Below are 25,539 nucleotides of genomic sequence, written 5' to 3'. Positions count from 1 at the left end.
ATTGGTCAAGAAAAATTATAATGTTGCTTGTATACCTATAGTGAGGACCCTTAAAGGAGGTAATGAAGTAGAACTTTTACTTTCAGGATCTAAGCCAAAGTATTTTGTGAACGTCATTATGTTTTGACCCTGGGCATATATTTTGAGATTGGTTAATGACAATTGCCTCTTCCAATTACTAGGAATTTCATATGAAACAGAGATGTTTTTCAACCTTATATATGAAGCATCTGAATACATAACATCAGAACTTCTTGCGGCAGTGTATGCTGCTCTAATTTCTGATGTTCCAGCACTAAATTTTTGATAAGCAGCTATGTCTCCAGGAGACATCCATCTATTAAGTACGTCGATTGGCTGATTACTATATCCACTATTAAATGCACCTTGTCGTATATGACCAAATTGATAATTTTGACCATTCTGTTTTACAAATTGAAACAGGATATCTAATTGAAGTCCTTTATAATTAAAGGAGTTTTGGAATCCACCGTAAAATTTTGGATCAAGCTGTACAACTTCACTTCTATCAGTAGCTAAATCTGGTGATGATGTTAATTTCCCATCTTTATCTAAAAACTGAAATATGCCAGTTTCTGAATTGACCCCGCGAAATATATATACCGGCGTCAACCTAACTGGTTTTCCAACAAAATAACTTGTGTAATATGGAGACTGTTCTATATTTGGAAAATTTATTAGTTTGTTGTTTGGTATTGTAATGTTAAATCCGCTATTCCAAGTGAATTTAGAATTGGCTAAATTTGTCATATTGAGCGATAATTCTATACCGGTATTTTGGACAGTTGCAGGAAAATTATTATCAATAGAAGTAAATCCTGTTGTAAATGGTAAGTTGTAACTCAACAGTTGATTAGATGATCGGTTTAGGAAGTATGTGCTAGATAGTAGTATTTTATCATTTAACAAACCAATATCGACACCTAATTGTATCTTCTTTGTTTCCTCCCATTGAAGATATGGGTTGCTGAGTCTATCTGGGATTAGAGAACTTATCCCTTGGTATGGAGATATAACAGAATAATTACTATAAAGACTGAGATATCTGTAGTCGCCAACTTGATCACTACCAGTAGTACCATAACTGGCTCGAATTTTTCCATAAGTTAGAATTTTTTGATTTTGAAAGAAGAATGGTTCTTCAGTGAAGATCCATGCAGCTCCTAAAGATCCAAATGTATGCCATTTATTTTCCGGACCAAACCTCGAACTTCCATCCCGTCGAGCTGTCAGATTTATTATATATCTATTCTGCCAGTTGTAGTTTATTCTTCCAAAAATGGCAGCGTATTTATACGTGGTGTTTATAGGTGAAAGAACATTGATTGCACTCGCTGCTTGTATATTTTCTAACAACAAGTCGCTGTTATAACCACTTCCTGCTAATTGTGTACTTGTATTATTGTTTTTTTGTAATGTGCCTCCCAATAAGACCTCTAAAGCGCCCTCAAATATATTTCTCTTGTAGTTTATTTGTGGTTCAATTATCCATGAGTTTATTTTGTTTGAACCATATCTCGCTGCTCTTGGATTGAATTGCCTTTGCTCTGGCATGAATGAGGTAGAAGGATAAATCGAGGTTTCATCTGTGGTAAGTGAGTTATAGCCGAAACTACTTTTTATTTCAAGGCTTTTGTTTAAATGATAACCAATTTGAAGGTTACTCAGTAAGTTGGAAGTTGTGTTCTTATATTTTGTTTCAATGTATTGTAAAGGATTTAGGCCAAAGGTACTATTTCCCGAAGGACCGGGCATCCAGTTTAACTCACCTTGTTCAGTTAGCAACTGAGGAGCCGTAGGGGCGAGGCGCAAGGCCGCTGAGGTTAAATCAATTGTTGGTAATCTATTTCCATCTACCAAATAATTCCCGATTAGTTGTATACTCAGCTTTTTGTTATTGGATAGATGGTTAACATTAAAGTGAACCGAGCCTCGCTCATCGTTGAAATTACCGGGGAATACTGTTGTTTCTTTATGATATCCTGTTCCGATAAGAAATTGCGTATTATCATTACCTCCTGAAATAGAAGCTTTAAGATCTCTATATTGTGCTGTTCCCCCTATCAGTTCTTTTTGCCAATCTGTATATTTTGTACTATCCCATAAACCATTAAGATCATAATCCCCAGTGCCAGGTGATGTAATTCCATCATTTTTTAAGGCTTCATGTCGCATATTAAGATATTGCTCAGTGTTCAAGAGGTTCATTTTTCTGGTATTTTCTCCCCATCCATTTTGAACATTAATTGCCACTTGTGTTTTTCCTGATTTACCTTTTTTTGTGGTTATCAGTATTGCCCCATTTGCCGCACGTGAGCCATAGATAGCTGTAGCATCAGCGTCTTTTAAAACGTCAATACTTTCTATATCGGAGGGGTTAATGAAACTAAATGGGCTCCCCATTACGTTGAAGTTGCCAGAACTTCCAAGTAATTCTGGATTTATTCCCGGTAACAATTGACTCGTAAAAGGAACTCCATCAATTACATATAAAGGATCATTCCCATTTCCCATGCTATTTTGCCCTTGTATACGTACCCGTACTCCGCTTCCGGGTAGCCCAGTAGCCTGCTCAATAAATACGCCGGGTACACGTCCCTGCAGCGCTAATAGTGGGTTGTTTATTGGTTGCTTTTCGATATCCTTGGCTTTTACAGAACTGATATTTCCCGTGCTCAATCTTTGAGTGGTAGTACCATATGCAATGACTACCGTTTCATCCAGACTTTGCACATCAATCTGTAGAATAACTTGTATTGATTTTCCAGTTATAGGAATTTCTCGCGTGATAAACCCGATATTTCTTACCTGTAAAGTCATTCCGTTTGCAACTCCAGGAAGAGAGAAAATGCCACTACCATCTGTTGTTGAGCCTAGTTGGGTACCTTTTATTAACACGGTAACTCCAGGTAAAGGAGTTCCCGCCGCATCAGTGACCTTTCCCTGAAGAGCGAACACGGTTGAGCTGGTATCTGTCCTACTTTTAGGTGCCGCCGGTTCCTTTGTTTTTTTTAGTATCAAAACGCCGTCATCGACTATGGAGTAGGTGTAATTTTTATTTCGCAGAATAAAATCCATCACGTCCTCTATCGGTGTGTTTTTGAAATTTACATTTAGTCTTTCTTTCAGGTTAATGTTAAGCTCCGAATTGCTGTACATAACGGTCATGCCAGTCTGTTTTCGGATGGCCGTGAAGATTTCTTTAAGGGAAATCTGAACACCCGAAAGGGTGACATTCTTACCCTGCCTGCTTTTGGCCTGTATGGGATTGAGACTGCAGAGGCATAGGAAAATAATTAGGAGGAGAGGCTTGTAAATGACGTAGCCCCAGGTAGGTTTAAGTTGTGCCATACACATTAATTTTGGTATAAGTGAAAACATAGTTGGTTACAATCTCTTAAATACTCTTGGTCGGGTTAACAAACAGATAACATTCACATGCTCTGGATGCTTAATGATAAGACCATTATTCTTTTGTTATGTACTATGTCGAATTAGAAAAAAAATTGTTATGGCTATCCTGATGCCATTGAGCCGCTATTGCGGGTTACATTAACGTTGTATTCACGCGCCCGTTAACGGATGATTCACATTTGAAATACCCAATTTGTGTTAAATTTATCAAAGTAATCGTAGCAGATTTGGCCCCGATAATTGGATATTAGATCAGGAAGCAATTTAGTTATGGTCTTATTGGGAAACCCTTTGTGATAACATAAATTTCACATTTAGAACATTTCAATCCATCCCGGATCGGAGTGCGTGTACTTTCTATATTAAAATTTATATTAATTCTTTCTTTTTGTATTGTTATTTGTATATGTTTGTCCTAGTTAACCCTAAGTCATGGAATTGTTCTTCTCCGAGAAGCGATTTTTCGTAAAGAGATGTATTAAAGGACATATAATCAACTAGCGTAAGATGTCCCATAACAAAGTGGATCAGGAATTATTCAATGCGCTTAAGTCCGGCGATTTGGAAGCGGTCAGCGCGATTTACAATAAAAGCAGGGGATGGCTTAAGGGACTCGCCGTGTCTATACTGGGCAGGGAGGCAGATGAAGAAGCTAAGGACCTGGTGCAGGATTTTTTCGTGGATTTTTGGGAGAAACGCCTGTTTCTGCGAATCGAACATGCCGAAGCACTCGACAGCTATCTCTATCGGGCTTTCTATAATCGTTGCCTAAATAAATTGAAATCTAAAGAGCGGCTACAGAAGCGGGAGCACGAATACCTGCTGTGGCCGGAAGCCTATCAGTTACCTGCCAATCGTCTTGAAAACAATGAACTTAATTTAGCCCTGAATGCGGCCATGGACAAAGTTCCTCCCATGAGTGCCAAGGTATTCAAGCTGGTCTACTTTGAGGAAAAAAGTCGTCTGGAAGTTGCTTCCGAAATGGGGATCAGCCCCAATACAGTCAAAAATCAACTTGGTAAAGCGGTTAAAATATTTCGCGGGTACCTTAAAAACTTTTATTAGTCATAGTACATTAAGCGCGAATTAGCGTCTTATTATAGATAATGGAACCCGATTACGATATAAACGAACTACTTTTCAGAAAACTCGCCGGTAACCTCAACCCGGATGAATTGGAGTATATTGACAAACAGCTCAGCGAAAGGCAGGAAGTGCGCAACCAGTTGGAGGAGTTGGAAAGTAAATTGCAGCAACAGGGGGTGGTGTTCAGCCAACTAGCCGAAGATCCCAACTGGACAGCATTACCCGATCTTATCCTAGATTCACAGCGTAGGCGCTGGCCGCGGATCATTGGTTATGCGGCAATGATTGCTGCCATAATAGGAGGCATTTTTGTCGCTGTTTATCAGATCAATAGAAAAGAAAATGTTATAAATCCACTTGCAGGTGCACAGGAAAAGGAAGTGGAGCTCAGACTTGCAGGTGGGGGAGTCGTTCCGCTTGGCCGTCACCCGGATACCATTACTGCCGGCAATGCCCTTTTGGGGAATGCTAACAATACCTTAAGTTATATTGAGCAGGTGCAGGAAGGCGATAGTGCCCTCTCTGGCAGCCTTAATACACTCACAGTTCCGGCGGGGAAATATTTCAAGGTGCTACTGGCCGATGGAACTGAAATCTGGCTCAATTCCGTTACGTCCCTGCAGTTCCCTTTTACCTTTAACGGCCCTACCCGTGAGATAAGCATCCGGGGGGAGGCCTACCTAAAGATCGCACAAAACACCCAGAAGCCTTTTATCGTTCATCTGCTGCCCGCCATCACTGACAATGACCTGGAAAAGGGGACGATCCAAGTGTTGGGGACAGAGTTTAACGTAAATTCTTACGAAGGCAGCACCCTAAAGGTGGCGCTGTCGGATGGTGCGGTGAATTTTAAAGTGGCGGGGGACCAGGTGCTTTTAAAGCCTGGGAGGCAGGCTACCTATTCAGTTGGGCAGGGCATGGTAGTGGGGAAGTATGACCAGGAAGAGGTAACGAGCTGGATAAAAGGCCAATATTATATGACAGATGTAACGCTGGAGGACTTGGCTACGAAATTTCCACGTTGGACAGGGCATGCGGTGAAATTTGACAGCGATCACCTGCGTGGTAAGCTGTTTTCCGGCGTTTATAACCGGAACAGGCCATTAAAGGCATTTTTGGAGAACATGAAAGAAACCATGGGTATCAATTATTATTTTTCCCCCGATAGCACCTTACACTTCAGATAGACACTCTTCACTTCCTACCGTTTTAATTTAAACCTGAAAAAAATACTTTATCACATAGTACATCATTTGAGAAAAATGGTCTTATAAGTATTGATTTCTTATAGGAAGCAATACAGGTAAGCGCTGTTCCGTCGTGATTTACCTAAGCCTTCCTTTGATTGTGATAGCACATTAAATTCTTATGTATTCCATTGCAGCGGGCGGTGAGCTCCTGAACCTGCCCGGTTCAAAAGCCGGTTTTGGTTGACAGACGAAGCCGGTAAGCAATCGTTCTGAGCGGTTGCCGATAAGAAAGTAAAAACATTGGCCAGCGGTAGGATCATTCCTGATCTTACCTATTTTTCAATCGGGAGCTGATTTTGGAGAGTTATTTAAAACCAATATCCCTTGAAGATTTTCGCCCCACGCCAGCGGAGCTGGCCGCCACCAGGAGTACCCTTTAACCATGAAACCTTTATTCGGTTATTGCTATGGAGAAAGGATGGTTTAACGGATAGCGCAGAAAATGCCTATATCAGGTTAGAGCTTAGGCGCAACCATGAAGCCCGGTCATTGGCCGCTTCGTTGCAGGAGACCTGCCCCGGTGAACGCCTAGTTCCATTTTGGGGGAGGTCAAAGATGGTTCTTGTCGGCGCATTGGCGCTGTTGTTAGTGGTGGGTGGTAGCTTGGTATATGCCAAGTTCCGGCAGGGAAGCATACGGATCATTTTTCGGGAACCGGTCATCCGCTTTGAAAACAAAAGTCTGGAAGCGCTGGCGCGGGTGATCGAAGTGGAGTATAAGGTGAAGGTTAATCTTAACCAGGTCAGATCCAGGGCGTATCATTTTAGCGGGGTGCTTCATACGGATAGGCCCGTGAAAGAATTTTTGATGGAACTGCGAAGCACCGGTGGAATTGACTTTTATTTTAGCAGGACAGGAACACTTTATTTCTGCGAAGGGGTATCGGTGCCAGTGGATCACTAAGGCAGGTATTTATGGTGGGGGTACCTGGCTGGGTAGAGGATCAGTTCGTTAAAGATAATAGCCACGTTGTCCATGATGGACTGCTGTTGGCACGATTGCTTTTCGGTGGCCCTTGAACCACCGATCAAGGGAAATAGGTTCGCTCCGGTTTCCCTAAACAAATAGAACAATCTAATAAGCTCGGCAGGGCTTTTATTGGCCCCGCCTTCTTTTTTGATGGTGAATGGTTTAACAGGCAGGATGCGATGGGCGCTATAATAAGAGGTTAGGTTGATGTTATAAGGTCATCTTTTCCCCAAAATTCCCCTGCGGGACCGTGTTTTGCGGTCCCCATTAGGGGGAGTGCTCACACCTATGTGTGATTTTGTTAAGCATTTGTTAATTGCAGGAAAAGGGTTTATATTGAGCTTTACAATTTTCATTTAAAGCAGACCCTGAATGCAATATTGGGAAGATGAACGCATCCTGTTGAACCTAAGATCCAGCACCTGTCGGCAGGAGGCCTTTGACCAACTGTACCTAAAGTATTTTGAGCCCCTGTCTAAGATGGCGGCTTACTATCTGAATGATAAACAGGCAGGTGACGATGTTGTACAAGAGGTTTTCATAAGGTTTTATGAAAAGGGCTTAGCGAGGCATGTAGAATCGTCACTTTGGGGATATCTGAGCCTACTGTGCCGAAATGGCTGCCTGAATGTGCTGAAGGCGCAGAAAAATGAAAAGAGCAGAAGAAAGAACTATGAGGCCATTGCCGATGTATATGATCTTTCCTATATACTTGAAAATTTTGAGGTCAGGGAAGTGGTGGACGAGATCGGGCGTAAACTTACCCCGCAGCAAAAGTTGGTATTTGAGGGCGTGAGCATCCAGGGAAAGCGCTATCGTGAAGTCGCTCAGGAGTTGAGCGTAAGTACAAATACCGTTAAATACCACCTTCGGTTAGCTTTGAAATTGGCTGAGGATTTCCTGATCCGACATTTTTGAGCAGCTAACAATTTTTCCATTTACATTATTGGCGATACATGAACCATCCGGAATTGGTGGAGAAGCTTTGTTTAAAGCTCTACGGCCTTCTAGGGAAGGAAGATAACGATTATCTCGAACAGCTGATTGAACAGGATGTGGAGGTGCGTTCCATCTGGGAGGCATTACTGGACAATCATGAGAACGCCCCTCTGGAGGAAAACAATCTTCAGGCCTCTTTGCAAGGGATCAAACAATTGCTTGAACAGAGGAAGAAGCGCCGAGGTATCATACGAAAGGGTGTGCTCACCTGTTTGCTTGTAATGCTGGTCGGTTCAGTTACCTGGTGGCTGGCACTTCCGCGCCCATCGCTTAACAGCGAAAGCATTTTATCATTACCCGAATCAAAAGCCGTTACCATACGGCTGGCAGGTGGAGCACCTATAGCATTGCCTGCAGACAGCAACTGGCAGTTTCCTTCCGGGCAGTGGCTCCTGCAGGTTCGGCGGGATACCCTACAGTTGTTCTCTTCCATGCCTGAAAAAGCCGAAGGATGGCATGTGCTGCAGGTGCCGGATGGGCATCGGTACACCCTTGTACTGGGGGATGCCTCCACCATTACCTTAGATCCGCAAAGCCAACTGAAATTCCCCGCCTCCTTTCATGAAAAGACCAACCGGGAAGTATACCTGGAAGGGAGCGGTACCTTCACGATAGCCCCCGAAAAGCGGAGTACCTTTATCGTTCACACTGACCAGGCAAATGTTACCGTACTGGGCACCCGCTTTGAAGTAAGCTCCCGTAACGCGCTATTCCGTACTAAACTGATACGGGGCAAGGTACGTCTATCGGTGGGGAACGAAACGGTCGTGTTGACCGCAGGACAAACGGCCCTATTGCCGAAAGGGGGAAGCAGATTTGTACTGGATAAACCGCATGCACCTGCCGCAGCGAAGGCTATGGCCGGTGTTCAACTGGAAAACTTTAGGTTGGACGAGATCGCCGAACGGATGCGTCATCACTACCATATTCAGGTAGTGGTTGATGAGGCGAGTCAGGGACGTAACTTTGACGGTTCTGTAGTCTTCGCTAAAGAAGTGACCCTTGAACAATTTCTGAAAAACATGGAGCAGGACGATAGCTCCTTTCACTACCAATGGCATAGCGATACCCTGTATATCAAATGAAGTAAAAAACTTACCAATAGAGAAATACCTAGCCTAGTCATTTCCTTCCCTTAATATATCGCATAAATAAATATGTTATAAGCATCCCACCCATTTGCCCGCTGAGCATTGTACTTATTACGTAAAGGATTTTCATGTGATTTTCGGTGCGGCCATTTTTTAGCATTACAACGTGAAATAATCCAGGCTACAACGGATTAATTAGCCACTATGGGCACAATTAGGGGCCTTTGGGGGTTAACAATTAAAATGAATGAAAGGCCGGCTCTTGATTCTTCTCGGGCTGGTTCTTTTTTCAATCTGAGCACCAGGGAGTAGCTTTTGTTAACTCCCCCCTTAAACATGCGCAGATAAAAGCTAATAAAATGACCATTGAAGGTATTAAAGGGAAGTCTACCAATCTAAGATATGTTCTAAAAGGAAGTGACGAGTTTTACGGGAGGTACTGCGATATCGTGTTATCACCATAAAATCGAATCCTTCCTTATGTTGTCGCCTAGTGGTATAGGGGCAGCATAGTTGGTTAAATAGCGCCCTGGGTATCCACTCGGGGTCTTTAAAAGTATCCGTTATAATTGTTTATATAAAAGCTTTTGTATGAAAAACGCGCTTGTAGTGGAAAACTGTGCAGAAAATCGCTGGTTACTCTGTACGCTTCTGAAGCGTCTTGGTATGGAAGTCTCTACGGCAACAATAGGGTGGGAGGGGCTAGAAAAGGCAAAATCCTTCCACTACGATGTCATATTTGTAGAATCCAGTTTAGGCGATATGTTGGGAATTGAGCTCATTGAGCAATTGAAGCGGGAAGATGGGATTCATAAAGTACCCATCGTATTCCTGGCCTCCGTTCTTCCCGCCGACCTGGTGGCGCGGGCCTTAGATGCCGGGGCCAGTATAACCTTTAGTAAACCGGTAACGGAAGAAAAAATTCAGGCCATTCATTCACAATTATTGGCACAGCTGGCAGCATAAATATTTTGTATGGAGTTGATGACCTATAATAATTACTACTTGACCAAATGGGGACCACAACCTGGCAGCGTGATGGAAGAAAAAACCTTGAAGTTGTGGAATATGGAGTGGGCCATGCTGGTCTATCTGGCAAGGCATGCAAATAGCTTCTGCAGCAGGGAAATTATGCTGGAACAGGTCTGGGGGTATCGGAATATTTTAGCCGAACGTGATTATGATTTTTATGTAAATAGGCTATCTAAAATACTCCCGGAAGGGGAAAGTGTTTGCTTTGACGTTGACGAGAAAAAGGGAATAACATTAACCATGCGCTCAGCCCTAGCTGTACAACTACTGATTTTATGACACTAAATACCACTTTGAAATTTCCGATCTGCCTATTTTTTGCCGATTATCCCGTAACAGTATTTACTGGCGGCGTACCCCTGCCTATTGTCCCTTTACTTAGTTTACCCATCTGAATTTAAAATTGGCGTAAAAGGCCCCCTACGACAGTAAAAGGACATAAAACGTATTTACAAAACCCGCCGGTGATCCGGCACGTAAGTATAAGGTGGCAGCCACGGAACTTTCTAAAACCAAAGGCCCCTGAATATGTCGTACAAGTTTTTGACTTCCCTCATGTTCTTGGCCCTGCCTCTCACGCATGGGCTAATAGCGCAGACCATCCCACCTGGGAAGCGGCTGGTGAGCTACAAATCCAATAATATAACGCTTTCAGAATTCTTTGAAGTCATTGATAAACAGACCGATGTTGCACCATTTGTTAACCATGAACAGGTAAACTTGGATGAAGTAATCCAAGTAAATTTCGATCAGGAGCCATTGGATAATGTGTTGCTTTCCATTCTTAAAGGAAGGGGAGTGTACTGGGGCTATTATACAGATAATTTTCTGATCAAAACTACTACAACGCCACTGGGTAACCGGCTGGTCAACTGCAGGCGAAAAAATATCAGGCTGGCCGATTTTTTTGCCATCGTATACAAACAGACAGGGTTGCAAGCCTTCTACAATGATGAACTGCTGAGCAGTGATGAGCGGCTGAACGTTGATTTTAAGGATGTGCCCCTTGACCTGGTATTATCATGGCTGTTGAGCGATCGGCAGCTGACTTGGCGCTATCGGGAAGAAGCAGAAACATTTCCGATTATTCCGCAATGGCCCCGCACGTCTGATTCGGAACCATTGCCTTCCGTGATGTCACGAACGGTCATTGGAAAGGTCGTAAATGGAGCAGGTATACCGCTGGAAGGAGTGGGAGTGATGGTAAAGAACGGCCTAAAAGGTACCTATACCGACAAGGAGGGAAAATTCAACCTGGCGGGTATTCCTTTTGGTGTACGCCTGCTCGTACGGCAGTCCGGTTTTAAAGTACAGGAGCTTGCGGATTACCCGGATTCGGTTTTTGTACGGATGGAAGAGCTCATTGCACCCTTAAAAGAAGTCCGGGTAAGGGGATTTCTGCGCACCTTGCTCACAGGGTCTACCAGTGGCATTCGTGCAGAGGAAATCGCTGCCCAGCCCAATTCCAATGTGTTAAGTGCCCTGCAGGGGAGGATACCAGGTCTTTTTCTCAGTCAGACAACAGGACTTCCCGGTGGAGGGTTTAAGATCCGCCTCCGTGGGAAAAACAGCATCGACAGCGACAGCGATCCACTTATCTTGGTAGATGGGATTCCGTACCCATCCGCCTCGTTCAATGAAAACCTGCTGAACCTTGTCGGGAGTGGTTCAGGCATGGGAGCCAATGTGGCAGCCAGCCCGCTCAACATGCTCTCGATTAATGATATTGCCAGCGTGGATATCCTGAAAGATGCCGATGCGACTGCTATTTATGGCAGTCAGGGCGCTAATGGTGTCATCCTGATTACCAGTAAGTTGCCACAACCAGGTAGCAATGGCTTGCGGGTGAATTACAATGCAGGCATTGGTCGTGCCAGTCGGTTTATTTCCTATCTGAATACGCCTGAATACCTACGGATGCGCCATGAGGGGATTTCCAATGACGGCAGTATGCCCGGTAAGGGCGATTATGACCTGCTCCGTTGGGACACTACCCGCTATACGGACTGGCAAAAGGAGATGATCGGCGGTGCGGCGGCAATCAGGGAGGCCAGTGTGGAGCTTCAGGGTGGACGGGAACTGGCGGCCTACAGGGTCAGCGGGATGTTCCGTGAGGAGGGGACGGTGTATCCCTCGGCAGATTTCAAGTACCGGAAGGGAGGGGCCAGGGTGCAGGTCAATTTGTCTTCCGGTGATCAGCGGCTTAAAGTAGCTATTTCCGGCAATTTTATTGCTGACCGGAATCGCTTGCCACAGACCGACTTGACTATCCTTTCCAATACGCCACCGAATACGCCGCTTGTGTATGATCGCAATGGCAATCTCAATTTTGAGGACAGCACTTTCTTTAATCCTTACGGCCAGTTGCTTCGTACCTATACCAGTAAATCACAGCAACTGGGCTCTTATCTGAAGGTCAGTGCCGAGCCTTTGCCGAATCTGACATTCCGCAGCACCTTTGGCGTCAATTCCGTGCAACAAAACGATGTACAAGTCAACCCTGTGAAGGCCTTTAATCCCGCCAGCGGTGTCGATTCCGGCTATTCTTATTTTTCTGCTACGCAGTACCGTAACTGGCTGGCCGATTTACAGATAGGGTGGAAGGCAGTGGCCGGCCAGGAGCAGTTCCATTTGCTAATGGGGATAAAGTTTCAGGGGGAGGGACAAGTGAGGAAAACTTACATGGGCTTGGGCTATGGGGCAGATGCGGAGCTGAGCGATACGGCAGCTGCAGCGGTGGTGAATCCCATGCTCTCAATTGATAACTATGACCGCTTTCAAAGTTTATACGGCCGTATAGAATACCGGCATGCCAATAAGTACCTGGTCAGCTTAACCGGCAGTAGGGATGGCTCTACACGTTTGAGTCAGGGCCGACGCTTTGCCTACTTTGGCGCGGTGGGACTGGGCTGGATTTTTAGTCGTGAACCGTGGTTACGCAGCAGTAAGCTGATCAGTTTCGGCAAACTACGGGCCAGTATAGGGCGGACGGGGAATGACCGTTACCTGCGGGATTATGATAAAGGCACGTATATCCAAGCTCCTGATGCGAATTTGCAGTGGGGGATGGATCGGTATGGGCTTCCGGTATATAGTTGGGAAAAAATAAGTAAACGGGAGGTGGGACTGGATGTAGGGCTGAAAGAGGATCGGGTAATGGTTACGATCAATTACTACCATAATCGCAGTAAGAACCAGCTGCTTACCCTGCAGGTTCCCGCCTATCCGGAGGATCGCTATGTGCCCATCAACCATGGAGCTATTGTTGAAAATAAGGGGTGGGAGCTGGATATCGAAGCATCACTGATCAAAAAAGACAAGTTTGGATGGACGACCAATGTTAATGTCACTTTACCCAAAAACAGGTTAGTCGGTTTCCCCCATTTGGATCGCACCAATTATCGATTTCATTACCAAGAGGGGATGCCTTTGGATATGGTGATGGGATTCCATCTACTCGGAGTGGATTCCAAGGCGGGTATTTATCAATTTGCCGATGCGGGCAATGACGGTATTTCGCTGGAAGATTACAACTATGGCAAAGCGTTGGGACCTACCGTATATGGTGGTGTTCAGCATCATTTTATTTACGGAAATATGGAGCTAAGCATGCTTTTCCGTTTTGTTCGGCAGCAAAACTACGATTACCGGTTTTCCCAGCAGCCACCTGGAATGATGAATAATCAGCCTTCGGACGTTTTGGGAAGGTGGCAGCGTACGGGCGACCTGGCAGGGTGGCAACGCTATACTGCTTCTTATTCGTCGGCAGCAGGTTTGGCTTACGGACAGGCAATGCGCAGCGACCGGCAGATTAGCGATGCCTCCTATATACGTTTACAATCCGTTTCACTATCCTATAGCCTGCCCCAAAAATTTATGGAACGGATTCGGATAAAAAGTGGTAAATTGTATTTACAGGGACTTAACTTGTTTACGATAACGGGATATCCCGGCAGAGATCCCGAAACAACTGCTTCGGCAGAAGTATATCCATCTCTGCGTACAATCACAGCGGGACTACAGATTTCACTCTGATCCACCTGTATTCTTTTAAAATCCTTATACCCTCACTTTACAAGCTACTCCAACCCCTTTGCTACTCCCATATGCTACTCTGTAAATCGCGATTATTTGTCTGTCGGTATTTTCCGACGGAAGATCCTTCATTCGCTAAAAGGAATTTAAAAATCGCCCATTGCTTTAGTTTTTTTTTATTCATTTTAAATTGTTAACGTATGAGCAAATCAATTTTGACACCAGTAAGAGTAGTAGCCATGATGGCTGTATTGGGAACCCTGACCAGCGCCGCAGTAAAAGAAAGGAGCACCTCTGGTTGGTTTACACAGACAGGTCTGCCAGGTTGCGGAGGGTCTGAATTTATACCAGGTAACTGCGTACCATTCTCCACGGGTGTGCTGTGTACGAGCACGGTAGGTACGGCCACCAGAACTTGGTTTAAGGACAATCTTTGTACTTCTCCGTTTTATCGATTACAGTAAGCCATCACAAAATGGGGGCAGAACACCAAGGTTCTGCCCCTTCGACAACTATGGCAGGAAATAAACTGCAAAAGGGAAGTCTATCGATCCTCAATTTCGGGTAACAATCACTCACATAATACCCTTTGCGTCCCAGGGCAGTGGACACCTCATGGAGTGTTTGATACACATCGAATGATTCATCGTCTTTGTTTACCCCATTTTGTCCGGGAGACGGCGCTTTTCTGGATGAGGCTGGGGCGAGCTCGGGCCAGAGCAGAAGTGTAAAACACTCCCATGCGGCCCGGAAAAGGATGAAGGCATTGTATTCGTCCCATTCTTTTTTGGTGAAGGCGATAAACGCTGGCCCGTCGAGGGATGCGTTATGTTTTTTTCGCAACACTTCACTTAACAATAGCTCCCTGTTGATGTGGGTTGCAATGGATAAGCCAAAGGGCGCTTTGAGCGAGATCATTTTCAGAATTGGTCCGGTAATCCGTAGGTGCTCCTGAAGCAGTATTTTTTTTACAAGTTCTACAATGTCGCCCTGATCCTGCAGGCGGTAGGCAAAATGCTGGAACAGCTTTAAGCAAAGATGTGCAGCGGGAAAGCTCTGGCTGCAGGGCTTCAGTGCAGGTGTTTCCAACAGGTTAAGCTGCATCTCCAGCACTGTTAACAACTGCGCTTTTGAATGAATGTCCATAGGTTTGTAATGTGTGTGTGTGTACGAATGTCCGGCAGTCCGTAAAACCTGCCGAAGTATATTGGGTACAGCTGAGCAAAGAGGTAGATAGCCCTATATCACGGACAGACATGACCCGTGCAATTGTGCTAAATTTTCTCTTTTGAATGGGCGCTCCTGCTCATTTTGAGGAATGGGATCAAGGAATATAAAGATGATGGATGGATTTGGAAGTCCGATCCTTCGGTGGTTCCCATGAATATTTTTCAGAAACCTTTAAACAAAAAGAACAATCAATACGGTGAAGATAAAACGATAATTGCAGGTAGCCAAATTTTATCAACGACGGGTCATTTCTTTTCCATCAGAACAGTTATTTTTATTAATAATACGGATTTTTTCGTGTAATACTATCGTGGGAAAAACAGGTGGGCAGAAGGCTGCCTCCACCTATCTTTGAAAAAATCAGTCACCTTAACGGCGTTCATACTTTTGACTTTAAAGCCCTATTGGACTGATCTTTCCCAGGGACGGGGCATGTCTTTAAAAAGCTTGTCGAAACGTTTAAAATTGTCTATAATGTCCCGAATTGAAAACCGGGAAACCAATTGCATCCACCTTTCCTGTATATGCGCTTCGGTTGCTATCAATTCATCCAGGTAACGTTCTTCATCCCTCGAAATATTACGGGAGAGTTTTGCAATCATCAGTTCCATGATCCAATTGTGATCATCCCTATTTTCCATATGTGCTACTTTTACAAAGAACGGAAGAAGTCGAGTATGTACTAGTTGAAATCTCATTTTATTTTTAATTTTTGGAATAATTCAGAAAAAACAGCCCAATACCCCGCCCTTAACCCACCCTCCTTCTGCCGGTCATAACTTAAAGCTCTCCCGCTGACTATCCGGTGAAAGAAGTCGATGTACAAAAAAGTACCCAATGAAAGATGTTATCTACTCCGCTTTTTCCGGGCAGAGGTGGCCCGCTTTGCAGGCTTTTCCTTTACCTCTTTTTTCAGTGCTTTCAGGTAATCGTTAAAATAAGTATTGGCAACCTTTGCGGCCAAGATAATGGTAACGCTGTCGTTGTTGATCAGCGGAAAGGGTGTGCTCCAGCGATTGGCAATAAACTGGATGAGGTTGCCCTTATCCCCATCATTGTTCAGGTTTTTATATTGCCATTTTCCATTTTCGTTGAACACCTGAATGGATTGATCCGAACTTTCGTGATATTCCGAAGCTTTGCTATATAAGGAATCACCTGCCTTTACAAAACCATCTTCCTGAAGTACATGGGGAAAAATGTTGGTGTCCTCAATTTTCTTTACGATAGCCTGAAACGCGCTTAAGTCGTCTCCACTAATTACTACTAACATTTCCTTTTTATTGCCTGACATATGCGTATAATTTAAAGATGATTGCCTTTGTTCTTTCTTCGATTTAACTGTTCACCCTGCTTTTCCTCCTGCAGGAATTGTAGTGCCTTTGGAATCAGAGAACTTCCTGCTGGCACATAGGCGTCGATACGTGTGTTCCCAGCGTGTAGGGCATTGGAAATGCGGTAAAAGCCGTTCGTTACAACGGCCTTGCAATTTGCGCTACCTTCAACACCGGCAGTATCAAGTAGAATTGGTGTGTAACCGGAGGAAGGGGGCCAATGAGCAGGTGTGTTTAGATTGGGCTTAGACAGCGGGTGATCCAGCCACCTGTTCACCATTTCATCCTCCTTACACAACAGGTTGATCGGGAACTCCATCCGGATATATTGCTGCTCTTTTAGGCGGAAAAAATCAAGAAAGGCATCGAGCTCACAAAAGGGTTCCGCGTCCATGCATTTTATTTGTGCGGCAATGACACCACCTGGAATAATACAGTGCTCATCTAAACGCATCAAATCTTCTTTGAGCAATAGGCTGTCGTCCGGCACATAGGCCCTTATCGTATCGTGGCCCGAGATCAACGCACTAGCTATCCGAGCAAAACCATCTACTACAGCATCCACCATTTCCTCGTCGCCCCAATAATTTTTGGTGCCAATAAGGATGGGGGTATAGCCGGGGAATAGGGGGGTATGAAAAGGTTTAAGGTCAGCTGGCGCGACCTCCAATGGATCATTCAGCCAATTTTCAAGGGCGCTGTCCTGTTTGCGGAGTAGATTGATTGAAATTTCCCTTTCCACATAATTCCGGGAGTGTACTCCTGCTACCAGCAAACTATCCTCCATTAAATAATTATACTCTGTTGACCGGTTATTTATTTCCCTTGCTATCTGTTCACCACTGATTTTGGTGGATTCATTCGGCTGTTCCCACAGGGTACGGAGCAAGGTACTTCCTTCCGGCAAATAGGCTCTGATGGTTGACGCGCCGGATATCAGCGCACTGGCAATTGTTGAAAAGCCATATATCACACCATTCCTATTCTCTAAACCGTCCTCAACCGGTTTGGTACCGATCAGTATGGGCTGATAGTCCGGGGGTAGCGGTGTATACGCTGGCGGCTGATTTTTCCGATCAAATGTTGTTGGTTCCCTAAACCACTTGTCCAGCTCCTGATCCTGCTGGCGTAGCAGGGCAATGGGCAGTTCCCGTTCGTGGTAGCTACAAAAAGCCGCACGGGCGTAGAACAACCGGTCTTCCAATCCAAAGTCGTATTCCAACTGTTGGCTCCTGATTTCAGCAACGATTTTTTCGCCTGAAATTTTATTTACTTCTTTTTCCATTTCTTTCAAAAATTTTGGATTTCAATACGCTCAGTTCACTATCGTTTAACGTTTCCGTATGATGAGGGACGCGAGCTGGGGATCATTGATCATGCGTTCAATTTCTGATTGCACGATGTCCTGCACATCCTGACGTACCTGCTGATAATTTTGGTCTACCATGGCCTGATCCACCTGACGGATGATAGGTATTTCTTTATAGGCTTTCTCTTCGGCATTGATGGCATCCCAATCATTGATCACTTCACAGTGAAAGGCTTTGAGTGCGATCTTCTGGTGCGGGGTATCGGCTACCATGCCTACGAACTCCCCGGAAGAGAGGGAGGCTATTTTGGAGGCGGGCACGGCATACTCGAGCTGTTTGTTTTTGGAGATAGAGGTATCCCCTGAATTGATGGAGATGCTTTGCCGGTCCTGGTTGATTTTCCCGATGCGTTCAGAGAGCTGACGTGCAGAATCTCCGGTGACCTGTCCGCTGATGATATTACCTACGGTATTCATGATCACGTCGGCCTGTTCTTTGCCATAATCACGACGTAATTGCGATTCATCCTGGAGTCCTAAAATGACTGAAATTAAATTCGACCGACCGGTCGAAATGGTTGGAATTATGTCTATTGACAAAGTAGGAAACTCATCGAAAATTAAGGCAGTTTTGAGTTTGCGCTTTTGGTTAACAATCTTCAGCAGGCGGTTTACATAGAGTGAAAGTACAGCCCCATACGTTAGTATCTTCTGCGGGTTGTTACCCAGGCAGATGATCTTGGGTGCTTCGGGGTTGTTGATGTCCAGGGAGAAGTCATTGCCGGAAAGCACGTAGTACAATGCCGGGGAAGCAAGGCGGGCGAGGGCTATTTTTGCGGATGCAATTTGACCTTCGAGCTGCTCCATTACGTCCGCTAAATAGGCCGTAATAAAGGGATTGATCAATACTTCGCACTCTTTGGCAACGCCAGAACGAAGCAGTGTGAAGAGGCTGTTATAATCGAGCTGAATAAATTCGATGGCATGGGGCAAGGTGCAGTATTTCCCATTTTTGTAGCGCCGCAGGTACCAGATGATGGCGGTGAAAAAGTTAATTGGGCTCTCCACGAAAAAATCCCCTTGCTTACGTTTCCACTCTGGGTTCAACCCCAAGAGAATAGTTCTTGACGATTCGGTGGCATCGGTAATATCGGTCATTCCCAGGGGGTCGAACACGTTACCACGGTGGCTGCGGGAGAGGTCATCAAAGTTGATAAAAAAGCAGCCGGATTCCTTCTTGTATCGGTGTTTATTTTTCAGCCAATGGTTGTAGGCAATCTTAGATAGATCCGGGAACTTAAAATCATAAACCAGCATGGTGTAGGGCTCTTCTTTCGCCAGGAACTGGCTGATGATGTGCCGGATGCAGAAGGCTGTTTTTCCTGAACCCTGACTGCCCGAGACGATGACAGCACGGAATACAGCCAAACAGTTAATGAAGGAGTTCCTTATTTTTCCTTTCAGCTTGTAACGGGCAGGCAGGTTAAAGGAATACTCATCGATGAGCAGCCGTTCCTCTTGGGGAAAGGTTTCATTTTCGTCATTGAAGATGTCGGTATCATCCATCTTCTCTTTGATGATGCGAGTGAGCAGGGTGCCTCCACTGAGCACCAAAAGAAAACCTATGGAGGTCAGGATGATGTACAGCGCTGCCAGCAGCTTAACAGGCTGGTTCAGGTAGAGCACGGGGAAGGTGAGGAAGTAAATAAGTATGCCAGTCAGCAGATAGGCAAGTGCTGTGCGGTAGTTATGTTTCTCCCCCTTTTTGCCCTGAGCACCCATCAGAGAGATGAGCAGGAATCCCAGTGCCCAACATTTAGATAGGTGAAAGTTCCGTAGCAGACCTGTTGCAGCAACATTCGCCAGGATGCGATCTGTCAGCGGCGTGGTATATCCCAGTTGCTGGAACACGTTGTAGCAGTAGTAATAAAAGTGTATTAACAAAATGGTGACGGCTATCATTCGCGTCATGTCAAGTATTTTGCGCAATGCTTGATCGTTGTCCCCTTGCATTCCCATAGCGTTGAATATTTAGTTATCGTTCGGATTATTACGTTTACGTTTTTTTCTTTTTTTGCGATCCAGGCGATGCTCATAGGGCACGGGGCCTTCATAGTCTTCCGCGCCGAAAAGCGTTTCGAGTAGTGACATGATTTCATTGGGGACCAGGCTAAGGTCCAGCGGTGGTAGGGGCGGTTCATTGTCGGATGCCGGGGATGTTTGTGAGGTGTGTATAGTAGGGCTGTGATGCCGTGGCGAATCCTCCTTCATGCGGTTCTCAAGTTCCTGCCAGTTTTGGTAACATTTTTCCATGACTGCCGCTGCGCTGTATTCTTTACCGAGTTCACTGCCATTGAATACCGATAGGTTACGGTCACGGTGATCAACGTAGGTAATCCCATAGACAAGGCCCTGGTCACTGCGTCTGATGACGGTATCTATCTTATCATTCTTTAAATCCTCGGCAAACTGCTCTAAGGAAAGAGGAGCCTTCATGTGAAGGGCCAGGTTGAGTGTCTTTTTCAATCTCGACTTAGCAGCGAGGGTGGGTGGGAAGTTTTCAAAGCGGTGCTGCAGATAGGCCAGTGTAGGTTTATTATTAAAGGCATCTTCCTCTTTGCTCATCTCTACAAACAGGTCGCTTGCTTTGATAGGTTTCCCTGCCGGTTCACCGTCCTGCAGCGCCCGGTAATAGAGGCCGCCATGCTTATAGGTGCGGGAGTTTTCTGATCCACGGAAGGCCTGCACGTTGTACTGTCGGAGGACGGCGTTTAATTGCGGCAGCCCAGCGTAACGGTACTCGCTCAGCGTTCCATTTAATACATTCTGTATGGCTGCGCGTGTTTTTGATTTGCTATAAATTACCTTGGCTGCCTGCACGGGTTCAGGCCTGTAAAGCGCCTTTAGCTGGTCGCGTTGGGCAGGGACGAGGCCATACTTTTTTTCCAGGGCTATACGTGCCGGTTCCGATTTATCGCGGCCTATGTATTGGGTAGGGATGAGCATCCCATCGCCCTTGACTTTGGTCGTTACGATATGCATGTGGGGGTGTGCCGTATCCTTGTGTCTGTAAATCAAGTAGGGCTGCCCGCCAAAACCAATGCGCTGCATATAGTCGGCGGCAATCTTGGTCATTTTCTCATCTGTTAATTTGTCCGAGGGATCGAAGTTGAGGGATATATGAATGGCCGGTCGTTCTACCGTTTTATGCAGGGCAGACTGGTGCAGCAGCAGGTTGAGTTTATTGGAAAGGCTGAGATCAGCTAGATCCTTGGGATAACCCTCAGCGGCAATGCAGGTAGCAGCCCCTTCGGCCACTTTATTTTCATTGTAATTGAAAGGCCGGTGAAAGGATTTGGAGGAATTGATTATTGCAACCATTGGTCGGCTATTGAGTTGATTTTTTCCTTGATCTTTTCGGTGTGGTTGAGCAGGGTCAGGCGATCTTTCTTGAAGATGCGGAGCCACATTTTCACCTCGGCATCGGTGTCACTCATGTGCAGTTTGTGGACGGCCTGGTTGAAGTTGTTGCCGATGCTGTTCAGCTCTCTGCGCAGTTGCACCATCTCGGCCATGAAATCATCCAGGGAGCGGTTACGATAGGTCGTTACGATGGCTTTGCCGAAGAGCCTGCGCCGGATAAAATCGGCAAGCTTGCGGCAGGTGCTGTTTGTCCATTGGGAGTGTATTTTTCCGTATTCCTGCTCCGTCAGCCGGATGGTTACCCGTCGGTCTCTGTTCTTCACTTTGTCATTCATCAGCTATTCATTTTTACGTTTTTAAGGACATTCCAGGGCTTCAGCTCCCCCCGCGCCGAGTTCCGAGGCATTGCGGGGCAAGATTCCGTTGGCAGCCAACGGGACATCTTGCCGATTGCAGGAGCTGGCAATCTGAAATGCTACAGCAGGGTATTGCTGAAGCTTTTGAGGGGGACAGGCTATGTGGAGATTGCTGAAGGCGTTCATCGTTTAAGCCCTTTCCGCTGCCGCTGGACGATACCTACCTCACAGAGCCAGTCATTGTAATCCCCGTAGTTTTTATAGAGCTGGCGCATGTCTGCATATTCAGGGAATATTTTCTTGATATCCTGGGTGAGGCGATCCCCTCCCGTTCCATTATCCAGAAAGAGGTGGCCACGGATATGACTTGCTAAAAAGGGGAGGGCATATTTGAACATGCCGGTGCCATTCAGGATAAGGAAATCCTGTCGGCTCAGGGGGTCGTTTTTAGTAAGGGTCATGTGGGAGAGAAAGTCAAATTGACCTTCAAAAACATTGACCAGTGGATGGCCGTTGGAGATGCTTGTTACATCTTTGGGAGTGCTGGCCGCCTTCACATATTTATTGCGGATTTCAAAACCTCCGGAGTTATTTTTGAAGCCTATTCCATAGTATTCCTTCTCCCCTAAACGATAGGTCACCTCACGGCAATAAAGGCGGGCTATTTCGATATCGATGTGGCGCTGCTGGAGGTATTGCAGCAGGGGGTACCTTTTCAATGGTTTGTCGTTAACGACTTCAATTTTCGGTGCCGGTTTTCTGCGATCTTTTTCGGATGGTTTGGGCGGCTGATGAAAAGAAAAGGAAGAAGGCCCCTGCATCCGGGCCTTAAATTCACTCACGTCACAGCGGTGGTAGAGGATGCCAAAGTCAACCAGATTGCCGCCTATGCCGAGGCCATGATCAAACCAACAGTTATCTTTATCATCTATCTTAAAGGAGGGCTCTTCCTCCTTGCGTCCTGGGAGGGGGGACAGGTACCAATGATCATCTCCTTTGGGTGGTTTAGCCGGATGGATGCCGAGGCTGGCTAAGTAGTCCACCATTCTCATTTCCTTGATAGCTTGCAGGCTAATTTCTGATTTGTTTTCCATACCCACTAAATCCTTACACACACAAATGTTCATACAAAAATAGACCCTTGAAAAGCGGAAGGCAATCCTCCACATATTTTAAGGAGGTTCTGCCTTTAACGATAGCGGCGAGGGCGAAGGGTTAACGGGGTTTCATCCCTACACGCTTCTTTATTTGGGTAGCATTCAGATCAGCCGTTGAAGGGGTAAATTGCGCATCCCGCAGGCCTGCCTTTTTAAATATTGCGTCCGGGATGTTGGTGTTCAGTACCCGTTGACCCGGACCCATGTAGGGTAGCACGGCGTTGTGCAGCACATCAGTAAGCTGATGCCATTTCTGGGGATCGGCCAGGATCACGTCAACAGGTGCGAAAAGTTTAACAGAGAAGCTAGGTTCCCCATTAGTACCGAACAGGATGCTGTCTACCTGATTGGTCTGGACAAACCTGACGCTTGCCTGTTGGTTAATATGTTCTTTCACCTGTTCCTCCATCAGTTTGCAAAGTGCGGACAGATGACCTCCTTCGGTTTGATCTGCAGCAGGGGATTGAACGCTTTGTGGAAGCCATTTACAAATGGCATCTGCCTGTTTCAACTGGGGGATGGCTTCCTTCTCTACAGGATAAAGAAACGCTTGCCTTCCGGGCACAAAATTGGAGCCATAGGCCAGATGAATACCATCGATGTAAAGGTGGCAGGCGTAGAGTATTTCTCCCTCGGGCAATAGCGTTTCATACTGGATATTTTTCGCTTCGATTTTCATGCGGTGGCCGGTGTTATCTTCATTGATACCGACCGCTGAAAGATATTCATGGGGCCTTAACCCGCACCATTCCAGCATCTCTTTAGGGATATTGTCGTTTACTATCCGGTCACCCTCACCCATATAAGGTATGACCCGGTGGATAGAATAATGCAATGTATCTACCAGGGAGGAATGACCCAATAACAGGGCTATGGGCTGGGGGAGGGCGTGGGCGACTAGTGAGCCATCAGGATTACCTACCACGATGTTGTCTACCTGCTTTTGGGCCACCAAATCCCAATATTCGAGGATGCTGTTTTCCATTTCCTGCCGGTGGAGCTTAACGAGCTGCTGCATGATTTCCACTCCAATGGACGGCTGCACATAGAGGCCACGGTTGCCGATAGGCAAGGAGGGGTGAAAGACTTCGAGTTGCCTATTGAAATATTTTTCTGCTTCTTCAATTAAAATGGACGCATCTTCATCTTTGGCATAGTAAAGGGAGGGACGGCCGATACCAGTGCTGATAAAATCGCCCACGTGGATATTGTTGATGTATAGATCTCCCCTTTGGGGCAGCAGGTGTTGTCCAGGATAAGGTTCCTCCGTATGCTGGATGTTTTTCAATTCAATTTTCATATGTCACGTTCCAAAAAGTTCACGTTAAATTTTCTGTCTTAGCAAGGACATGCCTTAACCAGGTCTCTGACTGCTGTGCCTCGCCTTTTTGTCCTCCTTTTGGTGCCCATTGGATAGGGTATATTGTCCATCCTTCAGTCCTGCCAATTTGAAAACAGCCTCGGGGATATTGGTGTTTAACACCTTTTCATCTGTTCCCATATTTGGAAGGACTTTCCTGCGGAGCACATCACTGATCTGGTACCATTGAAAAGGGTCTGCTACAATCATATCAATTGGCCTTGAAAGTTTAAATGACAGGTTGGGGAGGCTAGGTCTACCGATCACGATGCTGTCTACCTGCTCTTCCAGGACAAACTTGGCTGCTTCCTGTTGTTCAATTACCTCACCGATCTTTCCTTCAAGAAACCTAGCCAGGGCAGTTGGAAAATCTTTTTTGCTATTATTTAAGGAGCGTGGAGCAATCTCTGTGGGCAGCTTACTACAAATGGCATCTGCCAGTTTGAGCATAGCTACTGCATCCTTATCCCCGGTTACTATGGGAAGGATATGGGTTTGCTTTCCTGTACCATATTTGGAACAATATCCTGTAGGGATTCCATCAATGTAGATATCACAGCAAAATGCTCGAGGGCCTTGGGGCAACAACGTTTCATGCTGGATGTTTTTAGCTTCAATTTTCATGCGGTGGCCGGTATTATCTTCCTTTATACCAATCGCTGAAAGATATTGATAGGGCTTTAACCCGCACCATTCCAACGTCTTTTCAGGGATATTGTGATTTAATATCCGATCCCCCTCTCCAAGGGTGGGCATGACCTGGTGCTCAATGAAGTTCATCAGCATATGTGTCAGGGAGGGATGTTCCACCAACACGGCGGTAGGCCTGGGGAGAGAGTGGGTGACCAGTGAGCTGTCAGGATTACCTACCACGATGTTGTCTGCCTGTTTTCCGGCTACCAGATCCCAATATTCAAGGGTGCTGTTTTCTCTTTCCTGCTGGTTAAACTTGAAGAGCTCCTTCATGATTTCCAGCTCGATGGACGGCTGGAAATAGATGCCACGGGTGTCATTAGACAAGGAGGGGAAGTACATTTCAGGTTGCCTGTTGAAATCTTTTTCTGCCTCTTCAATTAACATAGCAGCCTCCTGATCTTTGGCATTGTAAAAGCAGGAACGGCCTATGCCGGTGCTGATAAAATCGCCCACATGGGTGCCGTTGATGTAAAGATCGCCCTTTTGAGGCAGCAGTTGGTATCCGGGATAAGGCTCCTCGGTGTGCTGGATATTTTTCAATTCAATATTCATATGTCTGTTTTCTGATTTTAACCTTCTATTTTCAATTCAAAAAAGGGGCTGCCTTAGCCAGGTTTCTGGCCCCTGCGTTTTGTCTTTTCATTGTCCTTCTCTTCCAGATCGGTAAGGGCATATTGGGATTTGGTCAGGTCTGCCAATCGCAGGACGATCACAGGAATGTTGGTGTTCCATATTTTTTCTCCTTCCTCCATATAGGCCACTACCCTGTTCCGTAAC

Annotated in this window: 22 protein-coding genes; 9 read left to right on the top strand and 13 right to left on the bottom strand. The window is 45.6% G+C overall.

Features of this window, described 5'->3' with window-relative positions; genetic code table 11:
* Window positions 1–15: 15 nt before the first annotated feature.
* Window positions 16–3,372: a SusC/RagA family TonB-linked outer membrane protein gene (locus BMY50_RS03390; protein WP_162276525.1), complete on the bottom strand. Its 3,357-nt coding sequence runs from the start codon at window positions 3,370–3,372 to the stop codon at window positions 16–18.
* Between the two features lie 570 nt (window positions 3,373–3,942).
* Between BMY50_RS03390 and BMY50_RS03385 the strand changes: the two genes are divergently transcribed.
* From BMY50_RS03385 to BMY50_RS03355, 7 genes are all read left to right on the top strand, one after another.
* On the top strand, window positions 3,943–4,500 hold the full coding sequence (locus BMY50_RS03385; protein ID WP_093318338.1) for a sigma-70 family RNA polymerase sigma factor: 558 nt from the start codon (window positions 3,943–3,945) through the stop codon (window positions 4,498–4,500).
* 41 nt (window positions 4,501–4,541) lie between these two features.
* A complete protein-coding gene (locus BMY50_RS03380; protein WP_093318336.1) occupies window positions 4,542–5,708 on the top strand; it encodes a FecR family protein in 1,167 nt (388 codons plus the stop codon).
* A gap of 465 nt (window positions 5,709–6,173) precedes the next feature.
* Complete coding sequence (locus BMY50_RS03375; RefSeq protein WP_139202192.1) at window positions 6,174–6,674, top strand: DUF4974 domain-containing protein; 501 nt, start codon at window positions 6,174–6,176, stop codon at window positions 6,672–6,674.
* A gap of 438 nt (window positions 6,675–7,112) precedes the next feature.
* Window positions 7,113–7,658, top strand: coding sequence for a sigma-70 family RNA polymerase sigma factor (locus BMY50_RS03370; RefSeq protein ID WP_093318333.1), 546 nt, complete (start codon window positions 7,113–7,115; stop codon window positions 7,656–7,658).
* Between the two features lie 38 nt (window positions 7,659–7,696).
* Window positions 7,697–8,824 carry a FecR family protein gene (locus tag BMY50_RS03365; RefSeq protein WP_093318332.1) on the top strand — a complete coding sequence of 376 codons (1,128 nt, stop codon included), beginning with the start codon at window positions 7,697–7,699 and terminating at the stop codon, window positions 8,822–8,824.
* A gap of 615 nt (window positions 8,825–9,439) precedes the next feature.
* Window positions 9,440–9,796, top strand: a complete 357-nt coding sequence (locus BMY50_RS03360; RefSeq protein ID WP_162276524.1) for a response regulator — start codon at window positions 9,440–9,442, stop codon at window positions 9,794–9,796.
* A gap of 9 nt (window positions 9,797–9,805) precedes the next feature.
* Complete coding sequence (locus BMY50_RS03355; RefSeq protein WP_093318330.1) at window positions 9,806–10,141, top strand: helix-turn-helix domain-containing protein; 336 nt, start codon at window positions 9,806–9,808, stop codon at window positions 10,139–10,141.
* A 141-nt stretch (window positions 10,142–10,282) separates the two neighbouring features.
* Here the strand turns inward: BMY50_RS03355 and BMY50_RS28290 are convergent, their stop codons facing one another.
* Window positions 10,283–10,444 carry a hypothetical protein gene (locus BMY50_RS28290; protein ID WP_202907729.1) on the bottom strand — a complete coding sequence of 54 codons (162 nt, stop codon included), beginning with the start codon at window positions 10,442–10,444 and terminating at the stop codon, window positions 10,283–10,285.
* Between the two features lie 39 nt (window positions 10,445–10,483).
* On the opposite strand from BMY50_RS28290, the gene BMY50_RS03350 reads away from it, so the two are divergent.
* Window positions 10,484–13,897: a SusC/RagA family TonB-linked outer membrane protein gene (locus BMY50_RS03350; RefSeq protein WP_162276523.1), complete on the top strand. Its 3,414-nt coding sequence runs from the start codon at window positions 10,484–10,486 to the stop codon at window positions 13,895–13,897.
* 61 nt (window positions 13,898–13,958) lie between these two features.
* On the opposite strand, the gene BMY50_RS28545 is transcribed toward BMY50_RS03350, so the two are convergent.
* Entirely contained in the window at window positions 13,959–14,081 is a 123-nt protein-coding gene (locus tag BMY50_RS28545; RefSeq protein ID WP_262496873.1) for a hypothetical protein, read from the bottom strand.
* 16 nt (window positions 14,082–14,097) lie between these two features.
* Between BMY50_RS28545 and BMY50_RS27900 the strand changes: the two genes are divergently transcribed.
* On the top strand, window positions 14,098–14,361 hold the full coding sequence (locus BMY50_RS27900; protein WP_139202191.1) for a hypothetical protein: 264 nt from the start codon (window positions 14,098–14,100) through the stop codon (window positions 14,359–14,361).
* Window positions 14,362–14,365: 4 nt separating this feature from the next.
* Here the strand turns inward: BMY50_RS27900 and BMY50_RS03345 are convergent, their stop codons facing one another.
* The 10 genes from BMY50_RS03345 to BMY50_RS03290 all read right to left on the bottom strand — a co-directional run bounded on the left by BMY50_RS03345 (window position 14,366) and on the right by BMY50_RS03290 (window position 25,314).
* Window positions 14,366–15,043, bottom strand: a complete 678-nt coding sequence (locus BMY50_RS03345; protein WP_093318325.1) for a hypothetical protein — start codon at window positions 15,041–15,043, stop codon at window positions 14,366–14,368.
* 485 nt (window positions 15,044–15,528) lie between these two features.
* Complete coding sequence (locus tag BMY50_RS03335; protein WP_093318321.1) at window positions 15,529–15,825, bottom strand: hypothetical protein; 297 nt, start codon at window positions 15,823–15,825, stop codon at window positions 15,529–15,531.
* Between the two features lie 149 nt (window positions 15,826–15,974).
* On the bottom strand, window positions 15,975–16,421 hold the full coding sequence (locus BMY50_RS03330) for a hypothetical protein (protein ID WP_093318318.1): 447 nt from the start codon (window positions 16,419–16,421) through the stop codon (window positions 15,975–15,977).
* An 11-nt stretch (window positions 16,422–16,432) separates the two neighbouring features.
* A complete protein-coding gene (locus BMY50_RS03325; protein WP_139202190.1) occupies window positions 16,433–17,653 on the bottom strand; it encodes a hypothetical protein in 1,221 nt (406 codons plus the stop codon).
* Window positions 17,654–17,791: 138 nt separating this feature from the next.
* Window positions 17,792–19,789 carry a conjugal transfer protein MobC gene (gene mobC / locus BMY50_RS03320; RefSeq protein WP_238383652.1) on the bottom strand — a complete coding sequence of 666 codons (1,998 nt, stop codon included), beginning with the start codon at window positions 19,787–19,789 and terminating at the stop codon, window positions 17,792–17,794.
* A gap of 12 nt (window positions 19,790–19,801) precedes the next feature.
* Complete coding sequence (locus BMY50_RS03315) at window positions 19,802–21,151, bottom strand: relaxase/mobilization nuclease domain-containing protein (protein ID WP_093318313.1); 1,350 nt, start codon at window positions 21,149–21,151, stop codon at window positions 19,802–19,804.
* Window positions 21,139–21,528, bottom strand: coding sequence for a plasmid mobilization protein (locus BMY50_RS03310; RefSeq protein ID WP_093318310.1), 390 nt, complete (start codon window positions 21,526–21,528; stop codon window positions 21,139–21,141). Before BMY50_RS03310 ends, BMY50_RS03315 begins: the two co-directional genes overlap by 13 nt.
* 203 nt (window positions 21,529–21,731) lie before the next feature.
* The gene (locus BMY50_RS03300) at window positions 21,732–22,643 is read right to left on the bottom strand and encodes a toprim domain-containing protein (RefSeq protein WP_162276522.1); all 912 of its coding nucleotides are present in this window, start codon (window positions 22,641–22,643) and stop codon (window positions 21,732–21,734) included.
* 121 nt (window positions 22,644–22,764) lie between these two features.
* Window positions 22,765–24,006, bottom strand: coding sequence for a hypothetical protein (locus tag BMY50_RS03295; RefSeq protein ID WP_093318305.1), 1,242 nt, complete (start codon window positions 24,004–24,006; stop codon window positions 22,765–22,767).
* Between the two features lie 54 nt (window positions 24,007–24,060).
* Window positions 24,061–25,314 carry a hypothetical protein gene (locus BMY50_RS03290; protein WP_093318303.1) on the bottom strand — a complete coding sequence of 418 codons (1,254 nt, stop codon included), beginning with the start codon at window positions 25,312–25,314 and terminating at the stop codon, window positions 24,061–24,063.
* Window positions 25,315–25,539 lie beyond the last annotated feature (225 nt).

The organism is Olivibacter domesticus (genome assembly GCF_900109575.1).
Lineage (GTDB): Bacteria > Bacteroidota > Bacteroidia > Sphingobacteriales > Sphingobacteriaceae > Olivibacter > Olivibacter domesticus.
The sequence above is the reverse complement of the archived record's forward strand: the minus strand, read 5'-3'. Positions and strand labels throughout refer to the sequence as shown.

Excerpts from the sequence above, each read along its gene's own strand:
- BMY50_RS03390 (WP_162276525.1), bottom strand. The coding sequence starts at position 3,372 with ATGGCACAACTTAAACCTACCTGGGGCTACGTCATTTACAAGCCTCTC.
- BMY50_RS03385 (WP_093318338.1), top strand. The coding sequence starts at position 3,943 with ATGTCCCATAACAAAGTGGATCAGGAATTATTCAATGCGCTTAAGTCC.
- BMY50_RS03380 (WP_093318336.1), top strand. The coding sequence starts at position 4,542 with ATGGAACCCGATTACGATATAAACGAACTACTTTTCAGAAAACTCGCC.
- BMY50_RS03370 (WP_093318333.1), top strand. The coding sequence starts at position 7,113 with ATGCAATATTGGGAAGATGAACGCATCCTGTTGAACCTAAGATCCAGC.
- BMY50_RS03365 (WP_093318332.1), top strand. The coding sequence starts at position 7,697 with ATGAACCATCCGGAATTGGTGGAGAAGCTTTGTTTAAAGCTCTACGGC.
- BMY50_RS03355 (WP_093318330.1), top strand. The coding sequence starts at position 9,806 with ATGGAGTTGATGACCTATAATAATTACTACTTGACCAAATGGGGACCA.
- BMY50_RS28290 (WP_202907729.1), bottom strand. The coding sequence starts at position 10,444 with ATGCGTGAGAGGCAGGGCCAAGAACATGAGGGAAGTCAAAAACTTGTA.
- BMY50_RS28545 (WP_262496873.1), bottom strand. The coding sequence starts at position 14,081 with ATGAATAAAAAAAAACTAAAGCAATGGGCGATTTTTAAATTCCTTTTA.
- BMY50_RS27900 (WP_139202191.1), top strand. The coding sequence starts at position 14,098 with ATGAGCAAATCAATTTTGACACCAGTAAGAGTAGTAGCCATGATGGCT.
- BMY50_RS03345 (WP_093318325.1), bottom strand. The coding sequence starts at position 15,043 with ATGGACATTCATTCAAAAGCGCAGTTGTTAACAGTGCTGGAGATGCAG.
- BMY50_RS03335 (WP_093318321.1), bottom strand. The coding sequence starts at position 15,825 with ATGAGATTTCAACTAGTACATACTCGACTTCTTCCGTTCTTTGTAAAA.
- BMY50_RS03330 (WP_093318318.1), bottom strand. The coding sequence starts at position 16,421 with ATGTCAGGCAATAAAAAGGAAATGTTAGTAGTAATTAGTGGAGACGAC.
- mobC (WP_238383652.1), bottom strand. The coding sequence starts at position 19,789 with ATGGGAATGCAAGGGGACAACGATCAAGCATTGCGCAAAATACTTGAC.
- BMY50_RS03315 (WP_093318313.1), bottom strand. The coding sequence starts at position 21,151 with ATGGTTGCAATAATCAATTCCTCCAAATCCTTTCACCGGCCTTTCAAT.
- BMY50_RS03310 (WP_093318310.1), bottom strand. The coding sequence starts at position 21,528 with ATGAATGACAAAGTGAAGAACAGAGACCGACGGGTAACCATCCGGCTG.
- BMY50_RS03300 (WP_162276522.1), bottom strand. The coding sequence starts at position 22,643 with ATGGAAAACAAATCAGAAATTAGCCTGCAAGCTATCAAGGAAATGAGA.
- BMY50_RS03295 (WP_093318305.1), bottom strand. The coding sequence starts at position 24,006 with ATGAAAATTGAATTGAAAAACATCCAGCATACGGAGGAACCTTATCCT.
- BMY50_RS03290 (WP_093318303.1), bottom strand. The coding sequence starts at position 25,314 with ATGAATATTGAATTGAAAAATATCCAGCACACCGAGGAGCCTTATCCC.